17 protein-coding genes are annotated in these 26,516 nt (G+C 35.6%); 16 read left to right on the plus strand and 1 reads right to left on the minus strand.

The features are described from left to right. The 6 genes from AC07XU_RS11715 to AC07XU_RS11740 form a co-directional block, all read left to right on the plus strand. On the plus strand, positions 1 to 4,176 hold a 4,176-nt coding region (locus AC07XU_RS11715), incomplete at its 5' end, for a DUF7507 domain-containing protein (protein ID WP_494943812.1). Then, a complete protein-coding gene (locus AC07XU_RS11720; RefSeq protein WP_494943813.1) occupies positions 4,176 to 5,156 on the plus strand; it encodes a PorP/SprF family type IX secretion system membrane protein in 981 nt (326 codons plus the stop codon). The genes AC07XU_RS11715 and AC07XU_RS11720, both read left to right, overlap by 1 nt. A 74-nt stretch (positions 5,157 to 5,230) precedes the next feature. Further along, a complete protein-coding gene (locus tag AC07XU_RS11725) occupies positions 5,231 to 7,153 on the plus strand; it encodes an OmpA family protein (protein ID WP_494943814.1) in 1,923 nt (640 codons plus the stop codon). Between the two features lie 41 nt (positions 7,154 to 7,194). Continuing rightward, positions 7,195 to 7,584 carry a response regulator gene (locus tag AC07XU_RS11730; protein WP_494943815.1) on the plus strand — a complete coding sequence of 130 codons (390 nt, stop codon included), beginning with the start codon at positions 7,195 to 7,197 and terminating at the stop codon, positions 7,582 to 7,584. Between the two features lie 113 nt (positions 7,585 to 7,697). Then, positions 7,698 to 8,129: a nuclear transport factor 2 family protein gene (locus AC07XU_RS11735; protein WP_494943816.1), complete on the plus strand. Its 432-nt coding sequence runs from the start codon at positions 7,698 to 7,700 to the stop codon at positions 8,127 to 8,129. A gap of 155 nt (positions 8,130 to 8,284) precedes the next feature. Beyond that, entirely contained in the window at positions 8,285 to 8,515 is a 231-nt protein-coding gene (locus AC07XU_RS11740; protein WP_494943817.1) for a hypothetical protein, read from the plus strand. Positions 8,516 to 8,796: 281 nt separating this feature from the next. Here AC07XU_RS11740 and AC07XU_RS11745 read toward each other — a convergent pair whose 3' ends face one another. Then, a complete protein-coding gene (locus tag AC07XU_RS11745) occupies positions 8,797 to 9,795 on the minus strand; it encodes a LacI family DNA-binding transcriptional regulator (RefSeq protein ID WP_494943818.1) in 999 nt (332 codons plus the stop codon). Between the two features lie 228 nt (positions 9,796 to 10,023). Between AC07XU_RS11745 and AC07XU_RS11750 the strand changes: the two genes are divergently transcribed. The 10 genes from AC07XU_RS11750 (at position 10,024) to pelA (ending at position 26,425) form a co-directional block, all read left to right on the plus strand. Further along, positions 10,024 to 13,260, plus strand: a complete 3,237-nt coding sequence (locus AC07XU_RS11750; protein WP_494943819.1) for a SusC/RagA family TonB-linked outer membrane protein — start codon at positions 10,024 to 10,026, stop codon at positions 13,258 to 13,260. Between the two features lie 12 nt (positions 13,261 to 13,272). Continuing rightward, positions 13,273 to 15,111, plus strand: coding sequence for a RagB/SusD family nutrient uptake outer membrane protein (locus AC07XU_RS11755; RefSeq protein WP_494943820.1), 1,839 nt, complete (start codon positions 13,273 to 13,275; stop codon positions 15,109 to 15,111). Between the two features lie 12 nt (positions 15,112 to 15,123). Further along, on the plus strand, positions 15,124 to 16,803 hold the full coding sequence (locus AC07XU_RS11760) for a DUF4957 domain-containing protein (protein ID WP_494943821.1): 1,680 nt from the start codon (positions 15,124 to 15,126) through the stop codon (positions 16,801 to 16,803). A gap of 58 nt (positions 16,804 to 16,861) precedes the next feature. Further along, positions 16,862 to 17,632, plus strand: coding sequence for a rhamnogalacturonan acetylesterase (locus AC07XU_RS11765; RefSeq protein ID WP_494943822.1), 771 nt, complete (start codon positions 16,862 to 16,864; stop codon positions 17,630 to 17,632). Between the two features lies 1 nt (position 17,633). After that, on the plus strand, positions 17,634 to 18,629 hold the full coding sequence (locus tag AC07XU_RS11770) for a pectinesterase family protein (protein ID WP_494943823.1): 996 nt from the start codon (positions 17,634 to 17,636) through the stop codon (positions 18,627 to 18,629). 190 nt (positions 18,630 to 18,819) lie between these two features. Then, positions 18,820 to 19,773: a pectinesterase family protein gene (locus AC07XU_RS11775; RefSeq protein WP_494943824.1), complete on the plus strand. Its 954-nt coding sequence runs from the start codon at positions 18,820 to 18,822 to the stop codon at positions 19,771 to 19,773. A 153-nt stretch (positions 19,774 to 19,926) separates the two neighbouring features. Next, positions 19,927 to 21,543 carry a glycoside hydrolase family 43 protein gene (locus AC07XU_RS11780; RefSeq protein ID WP_494943825.1) on the plus strand — a complete coding sequence of 539 codons (1,617 nt, stop codon included), beginning with the start codon at positions 19,927 to 19,929 and terminating at the stop codon, positions 21,541 to 21,543. Between the two features lie 156 nt (positions 21,544 to 21,699). Further along, a complete protein-coding gene (locus AC07XU_RS11785; protein WP_494943826.1) occupies positions 21,700 to 23,370 on the plus strand; it encodes a glycoside hydrolase family 28 protein in 1,671 nt (556 codons plus the stop codon). Between the two features lies 1 nt (position 23,371). Beyond that, the gene (locus AC07XU_RS11790) at positions 23,372 to 25,297 is read left to right on the plus strand and encodes a glycoside hydrolase family 88 protein (protein WP_494943827.1); all 1,926 of its coding nucleotides are present in this window, start codon (positions 23,372 to 23,374) and stop codon (positions 25,295 to 25,297) included. A 90-nt stretch (positions 25,298 to 25,387) separates the two neighbouring features. Beyond that, positions 25,388 to 26,425, plus strand: coding sequence for a pectate lyase (gene pelA, locus AC07XU_RS11795; protein WP_494943828.1), 1,038 nt, complete (start codon positions 25,388 to 25,390; stop codon positions 26,423 to 26,425). Positions 26,426 to 26,516 lie beyond the last annotated feature (91 nt).

Raw genomic sequence — 26,516 nt, forward strand, 5'->3', positions numbered from 1 at the left:
AACATAACACTTGATCCTGCAACAGGAAAGGTGAACGTTGCGCCAAACACTCCGGCAGGAAGTTATACTTTGGTTTACCAGATCGAGGACAAACTTAATCCTGGTCAGACCAAACAGGCAACAGTAACTATCACAGTTGATGCACCAGCGATGTTGGCAGCAAATGATACGGGTTCTGCAAACGGCTTGATTGGTGGCACTGCTGTTGCAAATGTATTGGCTAACGATACCTACAACGGAAATCCAGCTTCGCTGAATGACGTAACATTGAGCCAGGTTTCTACGAGTAACCCGAACGTAACATTAGATCCTGCGACGGGCAAGGTGAACGTTGCGCCAAACACTCCGGCAGGAAGTTATACTTTGGTTTACCAGATTGAGGATAAATTAAATCCTGGTCAGACCAAACAGGCAACAATTACGGTTACAGTTGATGCACCTGCGATGTTGGCAGCAAACGATACGGGTTCTGCGAACGGACTTACAGGCGGCACCGCTGTTACAAATGTATTGGCTAACGATACCTACAACGGAAATCCAGCTACGCTGAATGATGTAACATTGAGCCAGATTTCTACGAGTAACCCGAATATAAAACTTGATCCTGCAACAGGAAAGGTGAACGTTGCGCCAAACACTCCGGCAGGAAGTTATACTTTGGTTTGTCAAATTGAAGATAAATTAAATCCTGGTCAGACCAAGCAGGCAACAATTACGGTTACCGTTGATGCACCTGTGATGTTGGCAGCAAACGATACTGGTTCTGCAAACGGCTTGATTGGTGGCACAGCTGTTGCAAATGTATTGGCTAACGATACCTACAACGGAAATCCAGCTACGCTGAATGATGTAACATTGAGCCAGGTTTCTACGAGCAACCCGAATATAACACTTGATCCTGCAACAGGAAAGGTGAACGTTGCGCCAAACACTCCGGCAGGAAGTTATACTTTGGTTTATCAAATTGAAGACAAACTAAATCCTGGTCAGACCAAGCAGGCAACAATTACGGTTACCGTAGCTACAGGAACAATTGCAGCTTTACCAGATACAGGAACAATTTTAGGTTTCTTCGGTGGTACAATTGATATGAATATTTTGGCAAATGATCTTTACAATTCAAGTAATCAAGCTACAGTTAATAACGTAACGATTACACAATTATCAACAGAAAATCCAAAAATAAACATCGACCCAACGAACGGAAAAGTGATTGTACAGCCACGTACTTTGCCAGGTGTTTACACTATAAATTATCAAATTACTGATAAATTAAACATAGATAACAAAGCAGTAACAACGGTTGTAATAACTATACCTAATTGGATAACAGATTTAACAGTTACTAAAACAGCCAATAAAACAGGTGTTGAAGTAGGAGAAAATATCAGTTATACGATTACTGTTAGAAATATTGGAACAGCTACAGTTTTAGCTGGCAGAGCAATTGTATTTAATGAAACATTACCTACGGGATTAGATAACGTGACTTATGTAGCAACTGGCGGTACTTACAGTGCAATTGCAAATACATTTACAGTTAATGCAGATGTAGATGCTGGTCAATCGGTAAGCTTAATAGTGAACGGAACTGTCAATGCAAATTACACTCAGAATGAAATTACCAATAGTGTAACAGTAGATGCAGCTCAATTGGCAAGAGATCCTAATCCGAATAACAATGCAGCATCAGTTACAACACCAATTTTAAAAGGTAAAATTGCTTTGGTTAAAACAGGTTTGATGAGTGCTGATGGAAATACGATTACCTATACTTTCACAGTTAAAAACACTGGAACTGTAGCGTTAAACAACATCAATTTAATAGACGCGAAAATCGGATTAAATATTGTTTTACCTGGTTCGTTAGCTGTAGGTGCTAGTACTGTTTATACAAAAAGCTATACCTTATCGCAAGCAGATAAAGATTTGGGTAGTGTTAGCAACACGGCGAGCATCAATGCTAAATCGCCAGCTGGCAATACCATTTCTGATATTTCTGGAACAGATGAAAATAATGATACTCCGACGATTGTAAATACCCCACAATCAAGTTTAATTAACTTTACTAAAGTGGTTACAGGAGCTATTCCAACAGTTGTTGGCGGAATGTTAAACTATACTTTAGAAGTTAAAAATACAGGCAATGTTACTTTAACAAACATTGTAGTTACAGATCCAAATGCAACTATAACAGGTTCTCCAATTACAAGCTTATTACCTGGTGCATCTACAACATTAACTGCTGTTCATATCTTAACTCAGGCAGATATAGACGCAGGTGTAGTAAGCAATCAAGCAAGTATTTCAGCAAAAGATCCTAAAGGGAATACTGTTACTAAAATATCTGATGATCCAAATACTACTGTTGCAAATGACGCTACGTTGGCAATCATTTCTGCTCGACCAGTATTCACTTTAACAAAAGTTGCCAACAATACAGGTGCAAAAACTGGAGATGTGATTACTTATACTATTTCGGTAAAAAATACAGGTAATGTAACGCTATCAAATATTGTAATAACTGATCCAAATGCTGTTATAAGCAACGGTACAATAGCTAGTTTAGCTCCGGGAGCAACAGTAAATGTTACGGCTACACACATATTAACTCAAGCTGATGTGAATTTGGGCACAGTTAGTAATCAAGCTAATGCATCTGCTCAAGATCCAAAAGGAAATGTTGTTACCAGGATTTCTGATGATCCAAGTACTCCGGCAATTAACGATGCAACAGTAATTACTATTGGATCGGCACCAGCTATGGTATTGACTAAAACTGCAAATAATACAGGTATCAAAGCAGGCGATGTGATTAACTATACGTTAATTGTTAAAAACACTGGTAATGTTACCATTAATAGTGTAAGCATTACAGATGCTGGCGCAGATGCAGGTAGCGTTTCGCCAACAAATGTTGCAAACATTTTACCAGGTGCCATTGCAATATTTACTGCAAAACACACCTTAACACAAGCAGAAATAAACAGTGGAAGCTATAGCAATCAGGCTAGCGCAAATGGAACAGATACTAAGAATAATCCTGTATCAGATCCATTGTCAGATGATCCTAATACATCAGAACCTGACGATGCTACAGTGACTATTTTAACACCAAGTGCAGATTTAGTAACGGTTAAAAGTCTAAAAAATGCTGCTCAGGTTAAATATGTACCTGGTGAAGATGTTGTTTATAATATCCACATTAAAAATAATGGACCAAGTGCAGCTAGCAATGTAAGAATTTCAGATTATGCACCATTAGGAACAACTATTAGCAAATGGACAGCGACTGCTATAGGTTTAACTTTACCTTATACATCAGGAACTGGAAACTTAGAACAAACAATTGCATTGTTTCCAGGTGAGGCTCAAGTAGTTTATGAAGTTACAGTTAAAACATCTAATGGTGCTACTAGATCTCCACAAGCTGGTCAGCCTTTGGTAAATACTGTAAGAGTAACAAGCAGCACGCCAGATTTGACAAGCAATGGCGATGTAAAAACAACACAACCATTACCTGCAGAAATTAGAAATGATTTAAGTATCGCTAAAACAAGCGATCATTTAACCCCAACCGGAGTTGATACACCATTTGATTATACCATTTTGGTTAAAAACAACGGCAATTTTATAGCTAACAATGTAACAGTAACTGATGCTTTACCAGCAGAATTAACCTATGTTTCACATGTTTCGGCTTCTGGTTCTGCAAATTATAGCAACAGTAATCAAACGCTAACTTGGACAGTGCCATCATTGCAGCCTGGTGCAGTTGCCATCTTAAACATTAAGGTAAAAGCAAACAAATCTGGTGTAATTTCTAATACTGCAACTGTTAAAGCAAACGAAAACGACCCGCAGTTAAGTGATAATTCAGCCACCGATTTAAAAGAGATTTTTGCTCTTGATGTTAAACCAAACGTAATTACACCAAATGGCGATGGTAAAAATGATACTTGGGTAATTGATGGGTTAGAGCTATATCCAGAAAACTTCTTAACCATTTTTAACCGTTGGGGAAATGAGGTTTACCATAGCAATGGCAGCTATAAAAACGATTGGGGTGGCAATGGTTTAAAAGAAGGTACTTATTACTACTTATTGAAAGTAAAAGATACCAAAGGTGTGTGGACAGTTACTAAGGGTTATATTACTTTATTGAGAAATAACTAATGATTAAAAGAGGATTTTTTATACTGATAATTTTGTGTACTTCGCTGGTTAGTTTTGCCCAGCAAGATGCTCAATACAGTCAATATATGTTTAATGGCATTTATATTAATCCAGCATATGCTGGATATAAAGAGCAATTGAATATACATAGCTTTTACCGTAACCAATGGACTGGCATAACCGGAGCTCCAAAAAGCATGTCGCTAGCGGTAGATGCAATTGCAAATGATGGCAATGTAGGTTTAGCTTTACAAGTAGCAGCAGATAAATTGGGTGCCGAAAGTACGGTTTCTGCCTATGGAAATTATGCTTACCGTTTAAGAGTTGGTAATTCAGAAAGTTCACGTTTAGCTTTTGGTGTAGGTTTAGGGGTTTTACAAAAAGGCCTAAATGCCGATCGTTTAAATGCAAGAGATGAAGGCGATAATTTATTGGCCATCGGTAACGAAACCGCTATCGTACCAGATGCAAGAGCTGGAGTTTTCTATTCTAACGATAGATTTTACTTAGGCTTTTCTGCCGATAATTTGATTGCCCAATATATCATCAATCAAAAGAATTTAAGCGTTTATTTCCAAACTCCAAAAACTCACTTTTATTTAACAGGAGGAGTTTTACTACCAATTAATGAAGATATTCAGGTTAAGCCATCATTTTTATTAAAAGATGATAGGGGTGGGCCAACAAGTTTAGATGTAAATGCATTTGTGTTATTTGGGGGCAGATTTTGGGTTGGTGCTAGTTATCGCACAGCGGTTAAGTTATATGATAAAAGCTATTTACAAACCGACCTTCAAAAAACCAACTCTGTGGTTGGAATGGTAGATTTTTTTGCCACAGAAAACATAAGAATTGGTTATGCATATGATCAAACATTAAGTCGTTTATCTGGCTACAGTGGTGGTACTCACGAAATTTCTGTGGGTGTAGTTATCAACCCAAAGCGAGTGCTAAAAATGTTAACACCAAGGTATTTTTAATTTAAAAAGGCAATATTAAAATGGGTTTAAACCTTAAAAAAATATTTTTATCAAGTACTTTAATTTTTGCATTAATGGTAAATTTTAAAGTGGCAAAAGCGCAATACATCCTTTTAGAAGCTGATAAAGAATTTAAACTGTTTAATTACAGCAATGCTATAAAGTTATATACAGAAGCCTATCAAAAAAAACCTACACTAATTGCAACAGAAAGATTGGCAACCTGTTATCGCTTAATTAAAGATTATCCACAAGCCGAAAGTTGGTACGCATTACTAACCAAAACTAAAGGAGCAGCACCAGATGCATTTTTGTACTACGGCGATGCGCTAAGAAATAACTCTAAATTTACCGAAGCAAAAATTCAATATGAAAAATACGCTGCTTTGAATAAATCGGTTAACGCTGGTCAAAAAAGTATGCTGGTATTATCTTGCGATTCGGCATTAAGCTGGATGAACAACCCAAAAGCAGTCGCCATTAAAAATGAAAATGTTTTTAATAGTGAGTTTGAAGATTGGGGAGCTGTTAACTACCAAAATGATGTTGTTTTTACTTCAGATAGAAAAAATGTTACCGTTAGCGATGAAGTAAAAAAAAGCAAACCATTTATCAAATTTGATGATCCGAACCAACTTCCTGATAAGGTAATTTATGGATGGACGGGCAATAATTATTTAAGATTGTACAAAAAATCAAAAACGGATACAGCCAAATTATTTCCATTTAATGCAGGGTCTGATTACCATGTTGGTGCTGCAACTTTTACCGAAGATGGAAATGAAATGTATTTTACGTTAACCAAAATCCCAGAATTAATTGAAAGAGAAAAAGGCATACCTAAAACAGTAAAAGTTGAAATTTTCTCAAGCAAAAAAGATAAGCAGGGCAATTGGGGTAAAGTTGAGCCATTTAAATATAACAACGTAAATGTTTATTCGGTTGGTGATCCATTTGTAAACAAAGATGGCAGTGCCTTATACTTTGTTTCAGATATGCCTGGCGGAAAAGGTAAGACAGATATTTATGTGTGTTTTAAAACAGATGCTGGCGTTTGGGGCAAAGCAATTAACCTCGAACAAATTAACACTGAAGGTGCAGAAAGAACTCCATTTTTTGATAAGGATAACAACTTTTATTTCTCTACTGATGGTAGAGTTGGGATGGGCGGATTAGATATTTTTAAAGCTTCTAAAAGAGGCGATGATCTATCTACACCTAAAAATATGGGTTACCCTTTAAATTCTCCTCAAGATGATTTTGCTTTTACCTTAAATACTAAAAAAGAGGGAATGTTCTCATCTGATAGACTTGGTGGTAAAGGTAGCGACGACATTTATAGCTTTATTTTAGACTATAACCTAACTTTTAGATTAGAAGGTATTGCCAAAGATAGGGTTACTGGAAAAGCATTACCAGGTACCATTGTGAGCTTAAGCAAAGCCGATGGTTCTATAATTAGTGTACAAACAGACAGTTTGGGTAAATACAAATTTGATTTAGATAGCGATGAAGAGTACTATGTTAAAGGTGTAAAAACTGATTTTAGAAATGCCGAAACCGAAGAGGTGAGCAGCGTAGGTTTAAATAAATCAACTGTGTTAAAAAAGGATCTTTTGTTGGATCCAATTGAACTATTTAAGGAAATTAAATTATCTAATATTTATTACGATTTAGACCGAAGCGAGATTAGAAATGATGCTGCTATTGAATTAGATAAACTCGTTAAAATCATGAAGGAAAACCCTTCAATTTGGATTGAGTTAGGTTCACATACAGATAGCAGAGCAAATGATAAATATAACCTTAAACTTTCTCAAGCGAGGGCAGATGCAGCGGTTAAGTACATCATTAACAAAGGAATTGATAGATATAGAATTTCGGCAAAGGGTTATGGCGAAACACGCCTGCTAAATAGTTGTACCAATGGTAAAAACTGCAGCGAAGAAGAACATCAACAAAACAGAAGAACAGAATTTAAAATCACTAAACAATAGATAATCAAGGTAATGATAATGCAAAATCAAATCTTAAGCTAATGGAGCAAAAGAAAAAAATAATGATCGTTGATGATAATCTGATCGATCAGATGATTACCGCACATGTTTTAAAAACTAATGTGGTAAATGGGGAAGTACTGGTAATGGAAAGTGCAGTTTTAGCATTAGATTATCTTCAAACCAACAAAAACAATCCAGAAGCTTTTCCTTCCATCATTTTTCTTGATTTAGATATGCCCGGAATGAACGGAATAGAGTTTATGCAGCATTTTAAAAGTTTAGGTTCTTCTTTAAAAGATGAATGTAGAATTATTGTACTAACCGGTTCTGATATACAGGCAGATATCGAACTTATTTCTGCAGAACCTGATGTAGTTAAGCTTTTAACAAAGCCTTTAAGAAAGCATGAAATAATTCCAATGATATAAATTGAACAACATAAAAGAAACGAAGCTCATACTTTGAGCTTTTTTTATGTTTAATTTTCTTATTGGTTAATTTATTATTTAAGTTGCATCTTTATATTTAAAGATACTTATAAATGAAAAAAATTATTTTATGCGCTTTCATCGCCTGTTGTATAATAGGTGTTAAAGCCCAAACCAAAGCTGAAAAAGAAGTGATTGAAGCTGTAGAAAATATGCGTTTGGCTTTAATTAGTGGAGAAAGATCAGCATTAGAAAACTTAGCAGCAACAGATTTAAGCTATGGTCACTCTGGTGGAAAAATACAAGATAAAACAGCTTTTGTTGAGGCATTTGTAAATGGTTCTTCTGATTTTGTATCTATCGAATATAAAAATCAAACCATTAAAGTAACTGATAAAACAGCTATTGTTAGGCATCAGTTACATGCAGTTACAAATGACAGTGGAAAACCTGGTGAAGCACACATTGGAGTAATGTTGGTATTTCAAAAACAAGGTAAAAGTTGGAAATTGCTAGGCAGACAAGCTTTTAAGTTACCCGTTTAAAGCTTTAAATATTAAATAATTGTTAAGGTAAATTGTTCTCAATTTTCGTTTTAAATCAATAAAACATCCATTCGTAGGTTTCAATGTTAACTTAATGTTAACAAAAAATAACATAAATTTCATGTTAGCTTAACATTGCGTTCATACTTTTAGGTATGAATTATCCAGTGTTTATTTTCCATGAATTAGTGCTTCGTTTTGCGGATATTAACCGTGGAATAGGTAAGTACATCTCAGCTACTATTGAAGGTGGTGAGTGTTTAATTAATACAACAACAGGTCATATTAAAGTGGCGCTTTCTATGCTAGAGAAGCAATACAACGACCCTAAGTTAATTTCTCAAGAAGAACTGCAGCAGTTAGCAACTGGTTTTGAAACCGAATAATAAGCCATTTTAAATGCCAATGTGCTACGTTCATGATTTTTAAAATTAATTTGTACGATTAGGTTGTAACTTGCTGCTTTTTTTAAAAAGAATAGCAGAGCAAACCAATGATGGTGAGTCGGATTTAGCCATATCCAAAGCCTTGTTTTACTGAATTGTTGGACATAGCTGTTCATGACATCTTCATCATTACCTAATTTGTTTAACAAACTTAGTTAGCAATTTTGAAGAGATTCTGTAGTTGAGATTTTATCCTAAGAAATGGAGTATTTTTCTTAAACCTAACGCACGCAAAGTTCAGTTTCTAGAATTTTCTTCTCAAATTCTTCTACTGGATATTTTGCCTCAATCAATTGTAAAAGCATTTGTGTGGCCAACTGGCCGATTTCAAATGCAGGTTGCCTAACTGAGGTTAACGATGGATTGAAAAGATCCAAGACATCAGAATTGCTAAAACCGGCCACCGGAATTGATACGTTTAAATTCTTTAAAACACTTAAGCAGCCTGTGCTCAATCTATCGCCGGCAACAAAAATAGCATCTGGTTTTTCTGGTAGCGCCATTAATTCTTTTATCGCGTTTTCAGTTTCTTCATATAACATTCCGCCGTGCAAACAATGTTTAATGTAATTTGGGTTTACGGTTAAACCATTTGCTTTTAATGCTGCTTCATAACCTGATAAACGCTCAATACTAATAGATAAATAGCTCGAACTTGTTAAGTGTGCAATTCGCTTGTAGCCAGATTTTATTAAATGATCTGTAGCATCAAAAGCGCCTTTTTCATTATTGGCGATAACTTTATGCGTATCAATTTCATCCGCTACGCGATCAAAAAAAACAATTGGTAGGCCTCTTTCGTGTAAGGTTGTTAAATGAGAGATATCTGTTGTTTGCGATGACAAAGAAACCAATAAACCATCTACAGATCTTGATGCCAAATGCTGAACATTGATTACTTCTCTATCGTAAGATTCATGTGTTTGAGAAATGATAACGTGATAGCCTCTATCATAAGCGATAGATTCGATGCCATTTATTGCCTGAGAGAAAAAACTATTGGCAACCTCACTTACCACTACGCCAATAGATTTACTTCTTCGTTCTTTTAAACTTAGTGCTATTGGATTAGGCTGATAGTTAATTTCTTTAGCATAAGCTAAAACAATTTTTTTGGTTGCTGCACTAATTTCATGCGTATCTCTTAATGCCCTCGAAACGGTAGAAGTAGATAAGCCTAAGGCTTTTGCAATATCTTTTATGGTTACAGGCTCAAACATAATTTAAGCAATATTTTGCTGTTAATTGAAGTGTTAAAATCAGTTTATAATGATACGATTTTTTTCTGAGGCTTGAACATAAAAATTCTGTGTCACTTTTGGCAACGTTGTCGGGAACGATTGCACAAATTTAGTGTCCTGTACTGTTATGCTTTATAAAAAAAACAATGTAGACTTGTTTAAATAGAAGTCTCTAAAAAGGCATTTCTAAACCAAATATTAAAATGTATGAAAAAAATTTTACTGCTCCTTTGTGTGCTTGCTATTGGTATAAATTTAGCAAACGCACAAACCAGACAAATAACTGGTAAGGTTACCGAAAAGGGTAACAACGCTCCACTGCCAGGTGTGGGTGTGCTGATAAAAGGAACCAAAATTGCCGTAAGTACCGATGATAAAGGTGCTTATAAAATCGGAATTCCATCATCCGGTTCAGTTATCTTAGTATTTAAATCAGTTGGTTTTAATGAATTAGAAGTTGAGGTTGGCACAAAAAATCAAGTTAATGCCGCTTTAGAAGAAAATTCTACTACTTTAAATGAAGTTAACATTGTTAACATCGGTTATGGTACCGTTCGTAAAGAGGCAGTTACTGGTTCTGTTTCGTCACTTGGTGCAAAAGATTTGGTAGATTTTCCGGTAGGAACAGTTGCTGAAGCTTTAGCTGGTAAATTAGCCGGGGTAACTGCAACAACAACCGAAGGTAGCCCAGGTGCCGAAATACAAATTAGAGTTAGGGGTGGAAGTTCATTAACTGGAGATAATTCTCCTTTGTATATTGTTGATGGTATTCAGGTAGAAAATGCATTATCTATTTTATCGCCAAACGAAATTCAAAGTATAGATGTGTTAAAAGATGTGGCCTCTACCTCTATTTATGGTAGTAGAGGTGCAAACGGTGTGGTAATTATCACTACTAAAAGTGGTAGAGACGGTAAAACAGTTGTTTCTTTTGATGCCTTTGCTGGTGTGAGACAAATTGTAAACAAATTGGATGTTATGAACCCATTCGAGTTTGTAACTTATCAATATGAGTTATACAACAACAACACAACACAAGAAGTTAAAGATGCTTTCACCAAAAAATATGGCACATTTGAGGATTTAGAGATTTATAAAAATATTCCAAACATCGATTGGCAAGATCGTGTTTTTGGTCGCCAAGCTTTTTCTAATACGCAGATTTTAAATTTGTCGGGTGGTACCAAAACTACCACTTATAATTTTACGGTCAACAATACAGATGAAGATGGGATTATGCTAGAGTCTGGTTATCGCCGAACTTTTGCTTCATTCCGTTTTGATCATAAAATTTCTGATAAGTTTAGAACAGGTATCAATGTGCGTTACAGTCGCCAAAGGGTAGAAGGTGTTGGTACAACAAGCACAGGCTCACAAGGTACTAACCGTTTAAGAAACTCGGTACGTTACCAACCTTACTCTGGTGGTGGCGATGCAGGAGATTTATTTGATGCAGACTTTTTAACTACACAACTTTCAAATCCGATATCTTTAGCGCAACAAGAGTTAAAATACGATTATAGAAATGATTTGATTAGCAGTGGCTATTTGAGTTATCAAATCCTTAAAAATTTAAGCATTAGATCTACATTAGGTTTAACCTTTGCGGATAGAAAAATTAATGGATTTAATGGTCCTTTAAGTGGTATTGCCAGAAACAGTGCTGGTTTACCAGTAGTTGTTTTAGATAATTCTAATGGTACAACATTAATTAATACCAACATTATCAATTACAAACCAAACTTAGGAAATAATCATAGCTTAGATTTATTAGCTGGGCAGGAGTTAAATAAAATTGATGCAAAATCTAACAGTAGTACCATCAGATGGTTTCCTATCAATATTACTGCCGATGAAGCTTTTGCTGGTATCCAAAAAGCAGAACCACCAACAGCAGGATCGGTTCAAGATAAACCAACATCTTTCCAATCTGGCTCACGTCAATTTTCGTTTTTTGCTAGAGCATCTTACAACTACAAAGGTAAATACTTAGCAACTTTGAATTACCGTAGAGATGGCTCTTCTTTCTTTGCAGAAGGAAACAGATGGGGAGATTTTCCATCGGCACAAATTGCTTGGAGATTATCTGAAGAAGATTTTTTTAAAAAAATGGATTTGAAATGGGTAGATCAATTTAAAATTAGAGCTAGTTATGGTTTAGCAGGTAATAACAGAATCGGACAAGATTTATTTAGAACATTGTTTTCTGCCAATTCTACACAAGGTGGATATGCTACCAATGATGGCTCTGTTACTACAGGCTTAATTGCAGGTAACGTATTGGCAAATAGCAACATCACTTGGGAGAAAAACATTTCTGCAAACATTGGTTTTGATATCGAATTGTTAAAAAATAGAGTTTCTATCGCTTTAGATTTATATGATAACAGAACCCGTGATTTGTTGTTAAATGCAAACATACCACCAATAAATGGTTACAACACACAGCAACAAAATGTGGGTAAAACGCAAAATAGAGGTATCGAATTGCAACTAAATGGTGTGGTTGTAAAATCTAAAGATTTCAGTTACAATGCTGGTTTTAATATATCATTCAACAAAAACAAAATTTTAGAATTGCAAAATGGCGTACAATCTTATGTTGTGCAATCTGGTTGGGTTAATAGTTTAGCCGATTTTAAAGTAGAAGTTGGTAAACCAGTTGGTCAGTTTTATGGCTTCGTTTCAGATGGTCGTTACAATTTAGATGATTTTAATGTAACGCAAAACACAACAACATTGGCGTATACCTACGTTTTAAAACCAGGTATTGCAAACAGTAGAGTGTTAATTGGAAATAGAGAGCCACAACCTGGAGATATGAAAGTTAAAAAGCTTTCTAACTCTACCAGTATGTTAATTGGCGATGACGATAAAACAGTTTTAGGAACATCTCAACCTAAATTTACTGGTGGTTTTACTAATCAGTTTGCTTACAAAAACTTCGATTTAAGTGTTTTTATGAACTTTACAGTTGGTAACGAAGTTTACAATGCCAATACCATCGAGTTTTCATCTCAATTTAATGTGAGAGACAATAACTTATTGGCAACCATGAACAACAGATGGAAAAATTTTGATGCCAATGGCGTTAGGGTTACTGATCCGGCAGTATTGGCTACATTAAACGCAAATACTACTTTATGGACACCATCTCCAGGTAACTATACTTTAACATCTTACGCAATTGAAGATGGATCGTTTTTACGTGTAAACAACATCACTTTAGGTTATACTTTACCAACGCAATTTGTTCAACGCAGTAAATTTATTTCTAGATTAAGAGTTTATGCAACGGTAAATAACTTACATAGTTTTACCAGTTACACAGGTTATGATCCTGAAGCAAATACACGCAGGTCAAATCCGTTAACACCAGGTATTGATTATGCTGCATATCCACGTAGCAGATATATTTTGGCAGGTTTAAACATGACATTTTAATCATTAATTGATATGAAAAATAGAATTATTAAATACGCAACCTTAGCTTTTGCTGTCGGAGCGATAATGATTACACCATCTTGTAAAAAGTTTTTAGATTTCGAATCGCCATCAACTTCATCAGAGGCAGTGGTTTTCGAATCAACAGCAACTACAAACACAGCGCTAGTTGGTGTATATAATAGATTAGTAGGCGATAACGGTTATGGTAGTCGTTTATCAACTTTGTTTGGCATTACAGCCGATGATTTTAAAACATCTGGTAGTTACAGCCCTTCTGATAGGAGAGGAATTAGCATGTATGGTGCAAGTTCTGATAATACAGACTTAATACAGCCATTTGCACAATTATACTCAGGTATTGAAAGGGCAAATTTATGCATTAAGTTCATTCCTCAATCTAAATTATATACCAGCGGTTCGCCAACTGAGCAAGCTTTAATGAAGCGCTACCATGGTGAAGCTTTAGCATTAAGAGCTCAATTTTATTATGAGTTAATTCGCAACTGGGGCGATGTACCGCAAAGATTTGTTCCGGCTGCCGATGCCGAAAATCTTTTTCCAGCAAATGCGGATAGAGATTTAACTTACGATCAAATTATTGCCGATTTGCAATTGGCATCAGAATTAGTTCCATGGAGATCAGAAATCCCAGATTATGGAAGCTTCCGTTTTACAAAAGGTGCAATTAAAGGTTTAAGAGCAAGAATTGCTTTGGCACGTGGTGGATATTCGTTAAGAACAAAAACGAATACAATGGAAAGAAGCGCTGATTACATAAAATATTATCAGATTGCTAAAGATGAATGTAAAGCAATTATGGATAATGGTTCACACAACTTAAATCCGGTTTACGAAAATATTTTTAAAAGCTTACACGGCACAAGAGCTGATAACGAAAACGAATTGATGTTTGAAGTTGCTGCTTTTGGTGCAAATGCAAATACCGATAGTAAATTAGGTTATTACAATGGTATCCGTTTTAATGCAGCCTCTACGTATGGTACTGGTGGTGGTGGTATGAATGCTATTGCCACCTATTTTTATGAATTTGACCCAAGTAAAGATTGTAGAAGAGATGTAACCTTAGGGATTTTTGAAATTACCGGCACGTCAAAAAAAATAATTAACACTTTAAATAATTTTACTGATGCAAAATTCCGTAAATCATGGACAAGTTTTGATGGAAGATCATCATCGCAACAATTTGCTGTTAATTGGCCAATTTTAAGATATGCAGATGTTTTACTAATGTATGCAGAAGCTGATAATGAAATAGGAAATGGTCCATCGGCAACAGCTGTGCAAGCTTTACAGTTGGTACAAAAACGTGCTTTTGCTGGTTTCGAAGCTAGTATTCCAGTTACGCCAACTAACAAATTAGATTTCTTTAATGCCATTGTTAAAGAAAGATTATTGGAGTTTGGCGGCGAAGCAATTAGAAAGTTCGATTTAATTCGCTGGAACTTAATTAACAGTAAGTTCATTGAAACTAGAGCTAAATTGCAGCAGTTAATAGATGGAACAGGTCCTTATGTAAATGTGCCCAACTATGTATACGCTAAAGAAGCTAACTACAATTTAACACCAAGCGTTACAGAGGTTGCAACTTTAGATCTTTTTGGTGGTGCTCCAAACAACGTTTTGTTTGCACCAGGTTTAAATTCTACCACTGCACCAACCGGATATACGGTTAAAAACTGGAGAAGAGCCTTAACAACAGATAATCAGATTACAAGTATTTCTACTGGATTTGCTTTCTATTTTGAGCCAAATAAAAAAGAACTGTTACCCTATCCAAAAACTGCCTTGAATGAAAATCCAAACATGGTGCAAAACTTTGGTTATTAAAAATTATCAGATATGAAATTGTTTATCAATACAGCTAGCAAATATTTATTGTTGTTATTTGCAGCAATAGTGCTCATCTCGTCTTGTAAAAAAGAAGAGGAAGAAAATTTAGATCCACCACGTTTGTTTAAGGCTAGTGACATTGCTATCACTGCTGGCCAAACATCTGCTACAATCAAATGGGCAATACCATTGTTTTCATCTGGCAAACCTTTAAAATACACAGTAGATTTTTCTACAACTGCAGATTTTGCAACCATTGCTTATACCAAAGTTGTAGATACCGCAGGTATTGTGGTTACTGAAGATAACATTGCCATTCGCACACCTTATTTTGCACGTATCAAAGCTAATGCTTATGAAAATCAGCCTGAATCAAAATATGTGGTTAGCTCTTCTTTTTCCTTAACAGGAATTCAATTATTTTTAGGAGTTAGAGAACCAGAAATTAGAGAAACTTCAGTTTCACTTCGTTTTAAAACCGAAACTGGCTTAAGCAGTATAAGATTAACCCCTGCAAACGGAGCTGCCATAAATGTTGCTTTAACAGCAGCAGATTTAACAGCTGGCGGTACAATCGGCGGTGTTTCTACTGGCATAAAAGCAATAACCGGTTTAGCAGGCGGAGTTAGCTATACGGCAGAGCTTTTTAATGGCACAAGAAGTAGAGGTATTTTAACTTTTGCAACTTTACCTGTTACGGTTTATACTCGCATCATCAATCCATCTGATGATTTAAATGCAGTTATAGCAGCAGCAGCAAATGGAGCAGTTATTGGTTTAAACCCAGGAACTTATGCAGCAACTGCAGTTAATACATTTATTACAGGTAAAACGATTACGCTAAAATCTACTTCGGGTACACCAACAGACACCAAAGTAAATTATAAAGAAATTGTGATCGAAGGTACTGGTGCTGGTGTTACACTATCGGGCATTGAGTTTGACGGAGCCGCTGCATCTGCACTTTATTTCTTAAATTTTATAGGCTCACAGGCAAGTAATGGTTCATCAGCAGTGTTTACCAATGTTGTGGTAGATAATTGTATCGTCCGTAATGCAGCTACTTCATTTTTAAGGGCAGATAGAGGTTCAAATGCTACCTCATTTAAAATTGGAAACATTACGGTAAACAATTCAATTCTTTATGATATGGGCTCTAATGGTTCGTCATCATACCATACCTTTCATCTAAATAAATTAGATTTTGCCAATCTCAACATTACAAAATCTACATTATACAACTCAGGACCAGGCTTAATTACGGCAAATGCAGTTGTAGCAGCTTCAGTTATTCCATCAATTACTATCAGTAATTGTACAATTAATGGTTTTGGAGGGAATGCTAGGTACTCAATTTTGGATGCAAATACCAATCCAGTGAGATTTAGTTTAATAAATAGTATTGTTGCAAACACGCCAAAATCGGGCACAGTTGTGGCAGCCGCTATTCGTTCAACAGGTACAGGTTCAACATCAAGTATATCTTATACCAATATGTTTAATTTGTTTAGCTCGGGTACAACTCCATTAACTTTTCCTACAACAGTTACGCAAACCGCTAATCAGAGTATCGATTTAGGGTGGACAGCCAATACAGTTGCTCCGGCTTTTCAATTACCAGATAATTCTCCTTTAAGAACGGCAAGTAATACGAGTTCTGCAATAGGAGATCCGCGTTGGACTTACTAATAAACCTTAATTAAAAAGACGAAGTATTTTTGCTTCGTCTTTTTAATGATAAATAATTATGAAAATTTACGGTTTCTATTCGCTTATTCTGATCTCGCTACTCGCTTTTCGCCCTGCGCAAAAAACAACAGCTATATTTTTAATTGGCGATTCTACAGTAGCAGACTATTCTTTAGAAAGCGATTACCAGAACAAAAGGTTTCCGATACATGGTTGGGGACAAGTGTTTAAAGCTTTTTTAAAAAAAGAAAGCTTAAAATCAATAAAAAATTTGATCAAGACTGATAGCGTTATAGTGATTGATAAAGCGAAGGGTGGAAGAAGCACAAGAACATTTTTTGAAGAAGGCAGATGGGCTGAAGTTTACAAAGCATTGAAAAAGAATGATATTGTAATGATGCAATTTGGCCATAACGATGCTGCGGTTGACAAGCCAGAACGCTATGTAAACCTAACGGGATATAAAGAATTTTTGAGATTATATGTTAATCAAACTAGAGAAAAAGGTGCAATACCAATCTTAATTACACCAGTAAATAGAAATTATCCTTGGAAAGATGGAAAACTAAGCAATGTTCATGGCGAATATCCAAACGCAGTTAAAGAAGTCGCTAAAGAATTAAATGTGAAATTGATTGATTTAACTCAACTTTCAATCGATAACTTTACGGCTAAAGGACAAGATTACGTAACCAAAAATTACTTTATGAATTTTGATAAAGGAGTTTACAAAGCTTATCCCGATGGACAAAAAGACAATACTCATTTTCAAAAAGAAGGTGCTTTAGCTGTGGCGCAATTGGTTTTTAACGCAATGAAAAATTTATAATATGAAGGTTTTTAGAGGATTGTTTTATGGTTTGATTGTTGTATTGTTGAATTGCTCATTTCTCTATGCAAACTATCTCAGATCTCACACCTCACATCTCAAATCTTCTTACGATTTCACAGTCGCAACAGATGGTTCGGGCAATTTTAAAACTGTACAAGAAGCCATTAATGCAGTGCCAGATTTTAGAAAAGTAACCACAACAATTTTTATAAGAAACGGAACATATAAAGAGAAAATAAATTTATCAGCCTCAAAAAAACTGGTAAAACTGATTGGCGAAAGCGTAGAAAAAACCATTTTAACATTTGATGATTGGGCTCAAAAGAAGAATACTTTTGGCGAAGAAAAAGGCACTTCAGGTTCTGCAAGTGTGTATATTTATGGTGATGGTTTTGTTGCCGAGAATATTACTTTTCAAAATTCTGCCGGACCCGTTGGACAAGCCGTTGCATTATTCGTTGCTGGCGATAAAGCTAAATTTACCAATTGCCGTATGTTAGGTTTTCAAGATACACTTTACACTTATGGCCATGGCAGTAGGCAATATTATTACAAATGCTACATTGAAGGTACGGTAGATTTTATTTTTGGTTCATCAACCGCTGTTTTCGAAGATTGTGAAATTTTTTGTAAAAAAGCTGGTTACATCACCGCTTCATCATCACCAGATACCTCGAAATATGGTTATGTTTTTATCAACAGCAAAATTACTGGCAATGCTCCTGAAAATTCATTTTATTTAGGCAGACCATGGCGACCGTATGCTAAATCTGTTTTTATCAATTGCGATTTAGGCAAAATGATTAAAGCAGAAGGATGGAACAATTGGGGTAAAGAAAGCAACGAAAAAACCGCTTTTTATGCAGAATACGATAGCAAAGGCGCTGGTTCAAATGCAAATGCTCGCGTAAGCTGGTCGCACCAATTAAATGAAACAAGCGTTAATGAATATACGTTAGACAAAATTTTTAAAGGCTGGAATCCTAAAGAGTGATTTTGAATTTTTCATGATGATTTTGTCATCCAGATCCGCCGTGGCGGAGAAGGATCCCTTAAAATGAGATTTAATAGCTACAATAACAATAATAATAACTATAATCATTAACCTAATAAACTCAAATAAGATAAATTTTTTAAAGTAATTGATGTTGAGATTCTTCCTTCGTCAGAATGACAAATAAGATATGAAAACCCTATTATCAAGCATCTTCCTCTTCGTCTCTTTATCCGCTTTTGCGCAAACCCAAACATTTCCTACATCTTTTACTGTAGCCAAAGATGGTAGCGGAGATTTTAAAACTATCCAAGAAGCAGTAATGGCAGTCCGCGATTGGTCTGAAGTTCAAGTTCCTATTTACATCAAAAAAGGCATTTATAAAGAAAAACTAGTTATTCCATCTCAAAAAACTAGAATTACTTTAGTCGGAGAAAACGCAGCCGAAACAATTATCACCTATGATGATTATTCAGGTAAAAACGGATTAACCACCTACACATCTTACACCGTTTTGGTAAAAGGTAATGAGTTTAAAGCTGAAAATTTAACTTTTGAGAATACAGCTGGCACAGTAGGTCAAGCGGTAGCTTTGCATGTAGAAGCAGACAAAGTGATCATCAAAAAATGTAGAATTTTAGGTAACCAAGATACTTTATTTCCGTCAACAGATACCAGTAGACAATATTATGCTGACTGTTACATTGAAGGTACAACTGATTTTATTTTTGGTGCGGCAACAGCAGTTTTCGAAAATTGTACCATCCACAGTAAAAAGAATTCGTATATCACAGCAGCTTCAACAGTAAAAGATATACCTTACGGATTTGTTTTTTTAAACTGCAAACTAACAGCCAACGAAAGTGCTCAAAAAGTTTACTTAGGTAGGCCATGGCGTGCAAATGCCAAAACTGTTTTTATCAATACAGAAATGGGTAAACATATTTTGCCAGAGGGATGGTCTGTTTGGAACAATTATGATAACCATAAAACTACTTTTTACGCAGAATACGGTTCTAAAGGACCAGGTTTTGTTAAAGAAAGTAGAGTAAGTTGGTCTAAGCAGTTAACCAAAAAAGAAGCTAAAAAATACAACTTAAAAAATATTTTTGCTGGCACATCAGCTTGGTTGCCAAGCAAATAGTTTGTCATCCAGAACGCAGTGAAGGATCTCACAATCTCAGATTCCTCGTTCCTCGGAATGACAAAGCCCGTTTTTGTGACTTATTTATTTGGAATTAACATACAGATAAAATGCATGATGGCGCATTTAAATCGCCCAAAAAATCAATAAAAAATGAAACTAAAAACCCTAACCTTCCTACTCTTATTTTCCACTACAACGTATGCACAGAAACAAGTTTCTAAAGTTTGGGTGGCCGATTTAGGTAATGGAACTTACAAAAACCCAGTATTGGATGCAGATTATTCTGATCCAGATGCTATCAGAGTTGGAGAAGATTTTTACATGGTTTCTTCAAGTTTTGATGCCGTGCCAGGCTTGCCAATTTTGCATTCTAAAGATTTAGTTAGCTGGACAATCATCGGCCATGCCTTAAAAAGACAACCACCTTTTGATCATTTTGCAAAAACACAACATGGCAATGGAGTTTGGGCACCCTCTATTCGTTTTCACAACGGCGAATTTTATATCTATTACCCAGATCCAGATTTTGGCATTTACTTAACCAAAGCTAAAAATGCTGCCGGACCATGGTCTGATCCTGTTTTGGTTGAAGCAGGCAAAGGATTAATAGATCCTTGTCCACTATGGGATGAAGACGGAAAAGTTTACCTCACACACGCTTACGCAGGCAGCAGAGCAGGTATAAAAAGCGTTATAGTGGTGAAACAAATGAATGCCAAAGGCGATAAAATAATTGATGAAGGTAAATTGGTTTACGATGGTCATGAGTTAGATCCAACTATTGAAGGTCCAAAATTTTATAAAAGAAATGGTTTCTATTATATTTTCGCACCAGGTGGGGGAGTGGCAACTGGCTGGCAAACAATTCTAAGATCAAAGAATGTTTACGGCCCATACGAGCGAGAAGTTGCTTTAGATCAGGGCACAACTACTGTTAATGGCCCACATCAAGGTGCTTGGGTTACTACGCAAACTGGCGAAGATTGGTTTTTGCACTTTCAAGATAAAGGAGCTTATGGTAGAGTGGTTCATTTACAACCAATGAAATGGATAAATAATTGGCCGGTAATTGGATTAGACAAAGATGGAGATGGAAAAGGTGAGCCGGTATCAATCTATAAAAAACCGAATGTCGCTAAAGCTACACCAATTGCAACGCCTGCAGAAAGTGATGAATTTAATGGAATAAACCTTGGTTTACAATGGCAATGGCAAGCAAATCCTCAAGCTACTTGGTCTTTTTTAAGCCCTACCAAGGGCCTGTTAAGACTGTATACTGTTAAAATGCCAGATAGTGCAAAGAATTTTTGGGAAGTGCCAAACTTGCTTTTACAGAAATTCCCAACTGAACGATTTACCGCAATTACTAAAGTTGCTTTTACACCAAATACCAAGTTAGAAAATGAAAAAGCTGGATTAATTATAGCAGGATTAAGCTATGCAAACTTGGCCGTTAAAAGTAAAAAGGATGGTAATTATTTAGTTTACACGGTTTGCAAAGCTGCAGATAAAGGCAAAGCCGAAAAAGAAGAAACGATAATTAAGCTCTCAACTAACACCATTTATTTAGCAGTTACCGTAAGTGAAGGCGCAAAATGTCAATTCGCTTATAGTTTAGATGGAGACAAATACACTAACATTAACACTGTTTTTGAAGCAGAACCTGGCAAATGGATAGGAGCCAAAGTTGGCTTATTCGCAGTTCGCGATCAGCAAACCAATGATGCAGGTTTTGCAGATTTTGATTTTTTTAGAATTGAGAAGTAATAGACGTTGTTTTATTCTGCATCCAAAACTGTAAACTCTCAACTTAAAACAGCAAACTGATAACGATTGCATAGTTATTTATGCCGTTTTTGTTTCATTAATGCATTAAACTGTGTAGACTTGTTATTATCAAAACCAATATAAATCGTATTCCGGATGAAAAAAATAGTCTCAACTATCTTTACATTAATTTTTATCGCCTCATTAAGTGTTTATGCTCAAAAAGCTAAACAGCAAGAATATTCATGGACCAATCTACCAGTAATTGCTAAAACTTCATTTAAAGCAGATACCATTAGCATTGTTAAATATGGCGCAAAAAACGATGGTTTTTCACTCAATACAAAAGCAATTAACGATGCCATTATTGCCTGCAATAAAAAAGGTGGTGGTGTTGTTTTAGTGCCAAAGGGAATGTGGATCACTGGTCCGATAGAGTTGAAAAGTAATGTGAATTTACATTTGCAAAAGAATGCGATTTTGCAGTTTACCAGAGATTTTAGCCAATATCCTTTAGTAGAAAGTAATTGGGAAGGTTTACCGCAGATGCGCAACCAATCGCCGTTATGGGCAACCAACCAAACCAATATTGCAGTAACAGGTTTTGGAATTATTGATGGTGCAGGTGATGCTTGGCGAATGGTTAAAAAAAGTAAGTTAAATGAAAGTCAGTGGGCTGCTTTGGTGGCAACAGGTGGTGTGTTAAGTGATGATAAAAAAACTTGGTATCCGTCACAACAATCATTAGATGCATCGAAATTGAAAAACCCAGGCGAAATTACGAAAGATAAAACTGCTGCTTTTTATGCCTCAATTAAAGATTTTTTAAGACCAAATTTATTGGTTTTTACCTCATGCAAAAAGATTTTATTAGAAGGAGTAACCTTTCAAAATTCACCGGCATGGAATATTCATCCACTGATGTGTGAAGATTTAACCGTTAGAAATGTTTATGCTAAAAACCCTTGGTACGCACAAAATGGCGATGGCATCGATTTAGAATCTTGTAAAAACGTTTTAATAGAAGGCAGTACTTTTGATGTTGGCGATGATGGAATCTGTATTAAATCTGGTAGAGATGCAGCAGGTAGAAAACGCGGCATGCCGACAGAAAATGTAATTATCCGCAATAGCACGGTTTATCATGCGCATGGTGGCTTCGTAATTGGCAGCGAAATGTCTGGTGGTGCTAAAAACATCTTCGTTTCAGATTGTTCTTTTATCGGTACAGATATCGGCCTACGTTTTAAAACAACCCGTGGAAGAGGTGGTGTTGTGGAGAAAATCTTCATCAAAAACATTAACATGACGGGTATTGTTGGCGAAGCAATTTTGTTTGATATGTATTATGCAGCTGTAGATCCAATACCTTTAAAAGGCGATAAAAGAGAAGCAATAAAAGTAGAGTTGTTGCCAATTACTGAAGAAACTCCAATTTTTAAAGATTTTAATATAGATAATGTGGTATGCGATGGTGCTGCTAAAGCATTATTTATTAGAGGTTTACCCGAGTTAAGTATTAGTAATATTGCTATCAATAATTTAAATATTAATTCTAAAGAAGGCATCGATATTCAAGAAGCAAAAAACATCAACTTAAGCAATATTAATATCAACTCATCAAATACAAATCCATTAATTAGCATCCAAAATGGAAATGTAATTAACTTTAAAAATATCAATTATAATGCTGCACAGTTGCTTTTCCGCATTAGCGGAGATAGAAATAGCGAAATAAAAACATCTGGTTTAGATGCTACAAAAGCAACAACTAAATCAGAATTTACCGCAGGTGCAACAGAAAAATCATTACAGATCAATAAATAACATGAAAAAATCGCTTAGATATTTAGCTTTAACAGCTTTAGCAAGTTTTACATTTCAGGTTAACGCTCAAGTAAAACCTTTATCTCAACAAATGTCAGATCAGGTTTTGGCCTTATCTAAAGACTCGGCAAATGCCACCACCAATAATTTCAGACCTGTAAAATGGTCTTATGATCAAGGGGTAATGTTAGAGGGAATTGATGGGGTTTGGAGAAATACTGCCGATCCAAAATATTTTGACTACATGCAAGCTTGCATGGACAATTATGTAACCAAAGAAGGTACAATAAATATGTACAAACAAGAGGATTACAATATTGATAACATTAAAAACGGTAGAACATTATTAACGCTTTACAAAGTAACCAACCAGCCAAAATATTTTAAAGCAGCTACTATTTTATGGGAGCAATTAAAAAAACATCCTCGTACCAAAGAAGGAGGATTTTGGCATAAGAAAATTTATCCAAACCAAATGTGGTTAGATGGTTTGTACATGGGACAACCATTTTATGCAGAATATGCAGTTTTTACTAATGATCAATCTGTATTTGATGATATAGCCAATCAGTTTATTTGGATGGAAAAAAATTCTCGTGATGCTAAAACTGGTTTGCTGTACCATGGTTGGGATGAATCCAAAACAGAACAATGGGCTGATAAAACTACGGGCAGATCGCCAAATTTTTGGGCTAGAGCAATGGGTTGGTATGGTATGGCTTTGGTCGATGTTTTAGATAATTTCCCAAAAAATCATCCGAAACGTAAAGAACTAATTGCTATTTTAAATCGCTTCGCGGCAGCTACACAAAAAGTACAAGATGCAAAAACAGGCTTGTGGTATGATATTTTAGACAAACCACAAGGTAAGGGTAATTATTTCGAATCATCTGCATCGAGCATGTTTGTTTATGCATTCGCAAAGGCAGTAAGAATGGGGTATTTGCCTAAATCTTATTTCGCAGTGGCGGATAAAGGCTATAATGGCATTAAATCTGAATTTGTAGAACAAGTAGCACCAGGTTTGGTAAACTTAAAAGGCACGGTTTCAGTTTCTGGTTTGGGTGGCAAACCTTACCGTGATGGTAGTTACGAATATTACATGAAAGAGAAAGTGATTACCAATGATGCAAAAGGCATCGGTGCTTTTATTTTGGCAGCTAACGAAATGGAATTGGCAGCATTGCCTAAACCAGCTTTGGGCAAAACATTAACACTTGATTCTTATTTTAACAACGAGGTTAAGAAAGACCAGAGTGGCAACGATTTATCATGGCATTATAAATTTGATGAAAGAGGAAATAACGGTTTTACTTTTTTAGGCGAAGCATTTGAACGCAAAGGCTTTACTACTAAAACCTTGTATCAAGCACCAACATCTGCAAATTTGAAAGGTACATCAGTTTATTTAATTGTAGATCCTGATAACGAGAAAGAAACACCTAAACCTAATTTAATACAAGAGAAAGACATTACCAACATTAGCAATTGGGTAAAAGCTGGCGGCATTTTAGTGCTTATGGGCAATGATGGGCCGAATGTAGAACTTGAGCACTTTAACAAATTAGCCAATAAATTTGGCGTTCATTTTAATGGCGATACCAAAGGTAAAGTTCCTGTTGCTGGTGTATTTGAAACCGCAAAAGTGGTGGTGCCAAATGGGAATGAAGTTTTAAAGACAGCTAAAAACCTTTTCATTAAAGAGTACAGTAGCTTAAAATTATCTGGCGATGCCAAATCAATTTTAAAAGATGCAGATGGAGCAGATGTTATAGCAGTTACCATATATGGGAAAGGAACTGTTTTTGTAATTGGCGATCCGTGGTTGTATAATGAGTATGTTGATGGAAGAAAATTACCAACATTGTATGATAATTATAAAGCCTTAAATGATTTGGTTAATTGGTTAAATGAAAAGGTGAAATAGTCGGGAAGTCGGAAAGTTGCTAAGCAAATGCAAAGCTTTTAAAAAATATAACCTTTGTGTATTAGTTTCTTTGCGGTTAAATAATTAAACATGAAAAACACAGTTAAATTTCTTTTTACCATAATCTATTTGAGTTTAACTTCTTGTGCAGTTGCTCAAAATGCCAATCAAACCAATGTTAAAATTGATGAAACTGCCGAAAAAATGCTGGTTTATCAACTATCAAACGGTGGTTGGCCAAAGCAATTGGTAGATAAAAGCGTGGTTTCTTATGAAAAGGCAATAGATGCTGATTTGATGAATAAAATTAAAGCAACACCAGCCAAACATGCTACAATAGACAATAAAGCAACAAGTAGAGAAATTACGGAGCTCGTTAAAGCATATAAAACCACATCAAATCCGGCTTATTTAAAAGCTGCCGAAAAAGGGATTGAATATTTATTAGAAGCGCAATATGCAAATGGCGGTTGGCCTCAATATTATCCAGATAACAGCAGTTATCGAGCAGAAATTACGTTTAACGATAATGCAATGATTAATGTGCTAAATATCATGTTAGATATTAGCACCAAAACAAACGATTTTGAGAATGTAAATGAGAGATTTGTTGCAAAAGCTACTGATGCTGTAAAAAGAGGAGTAGATTGTATCGTAAAATCTCAGGTCGTACAAAATGGCAAGCCAAGTATTTGGGCTGCTCAATATGATCAAAATACATTAAAGCCTGCAAAAGCAAGAGCTTTTGAACCAGCTTCGTTAAGCTCAGCCGAGTCTGTTGGGATTATAAAGTTTTTAATGAGGATAAAAAATCCTTCTGATGCAGTTAAATCTGCAATCAATAACGCCCTGACTTGGTTTGATCACTCAAAAATTGTGGGCTATAAATTCGAGCAATTTCCAGACGGAAAAGATAGAGGATTAATACAAGACCCCAACTCGATCATTTGGGCAAGGTTTTATGAATTCGAAACCAATAAACCAATTTTTGGCGATAGAGATAATTCTATTAAATACAACGTAGCAGATATCAGCTTCGAAAGAAGAAAAGGCTATGCTTGGTATGGTACATGGGCAAATAGCCTAATCCAAAAAGAATATCCAAAATGGCAAAAAGCCAACCAGTAATTAGTTAACGGTTTGCAGTTGACAGTTAGCAACCTATAAAGTGAAAACAGTAAACCGCCAATTGAAAGTTATTAATTGAAAACGTTAATTG

The organism is Pedobacter sp. GW456-11-11-14-TSB4 (assembly GCF_059424425.1).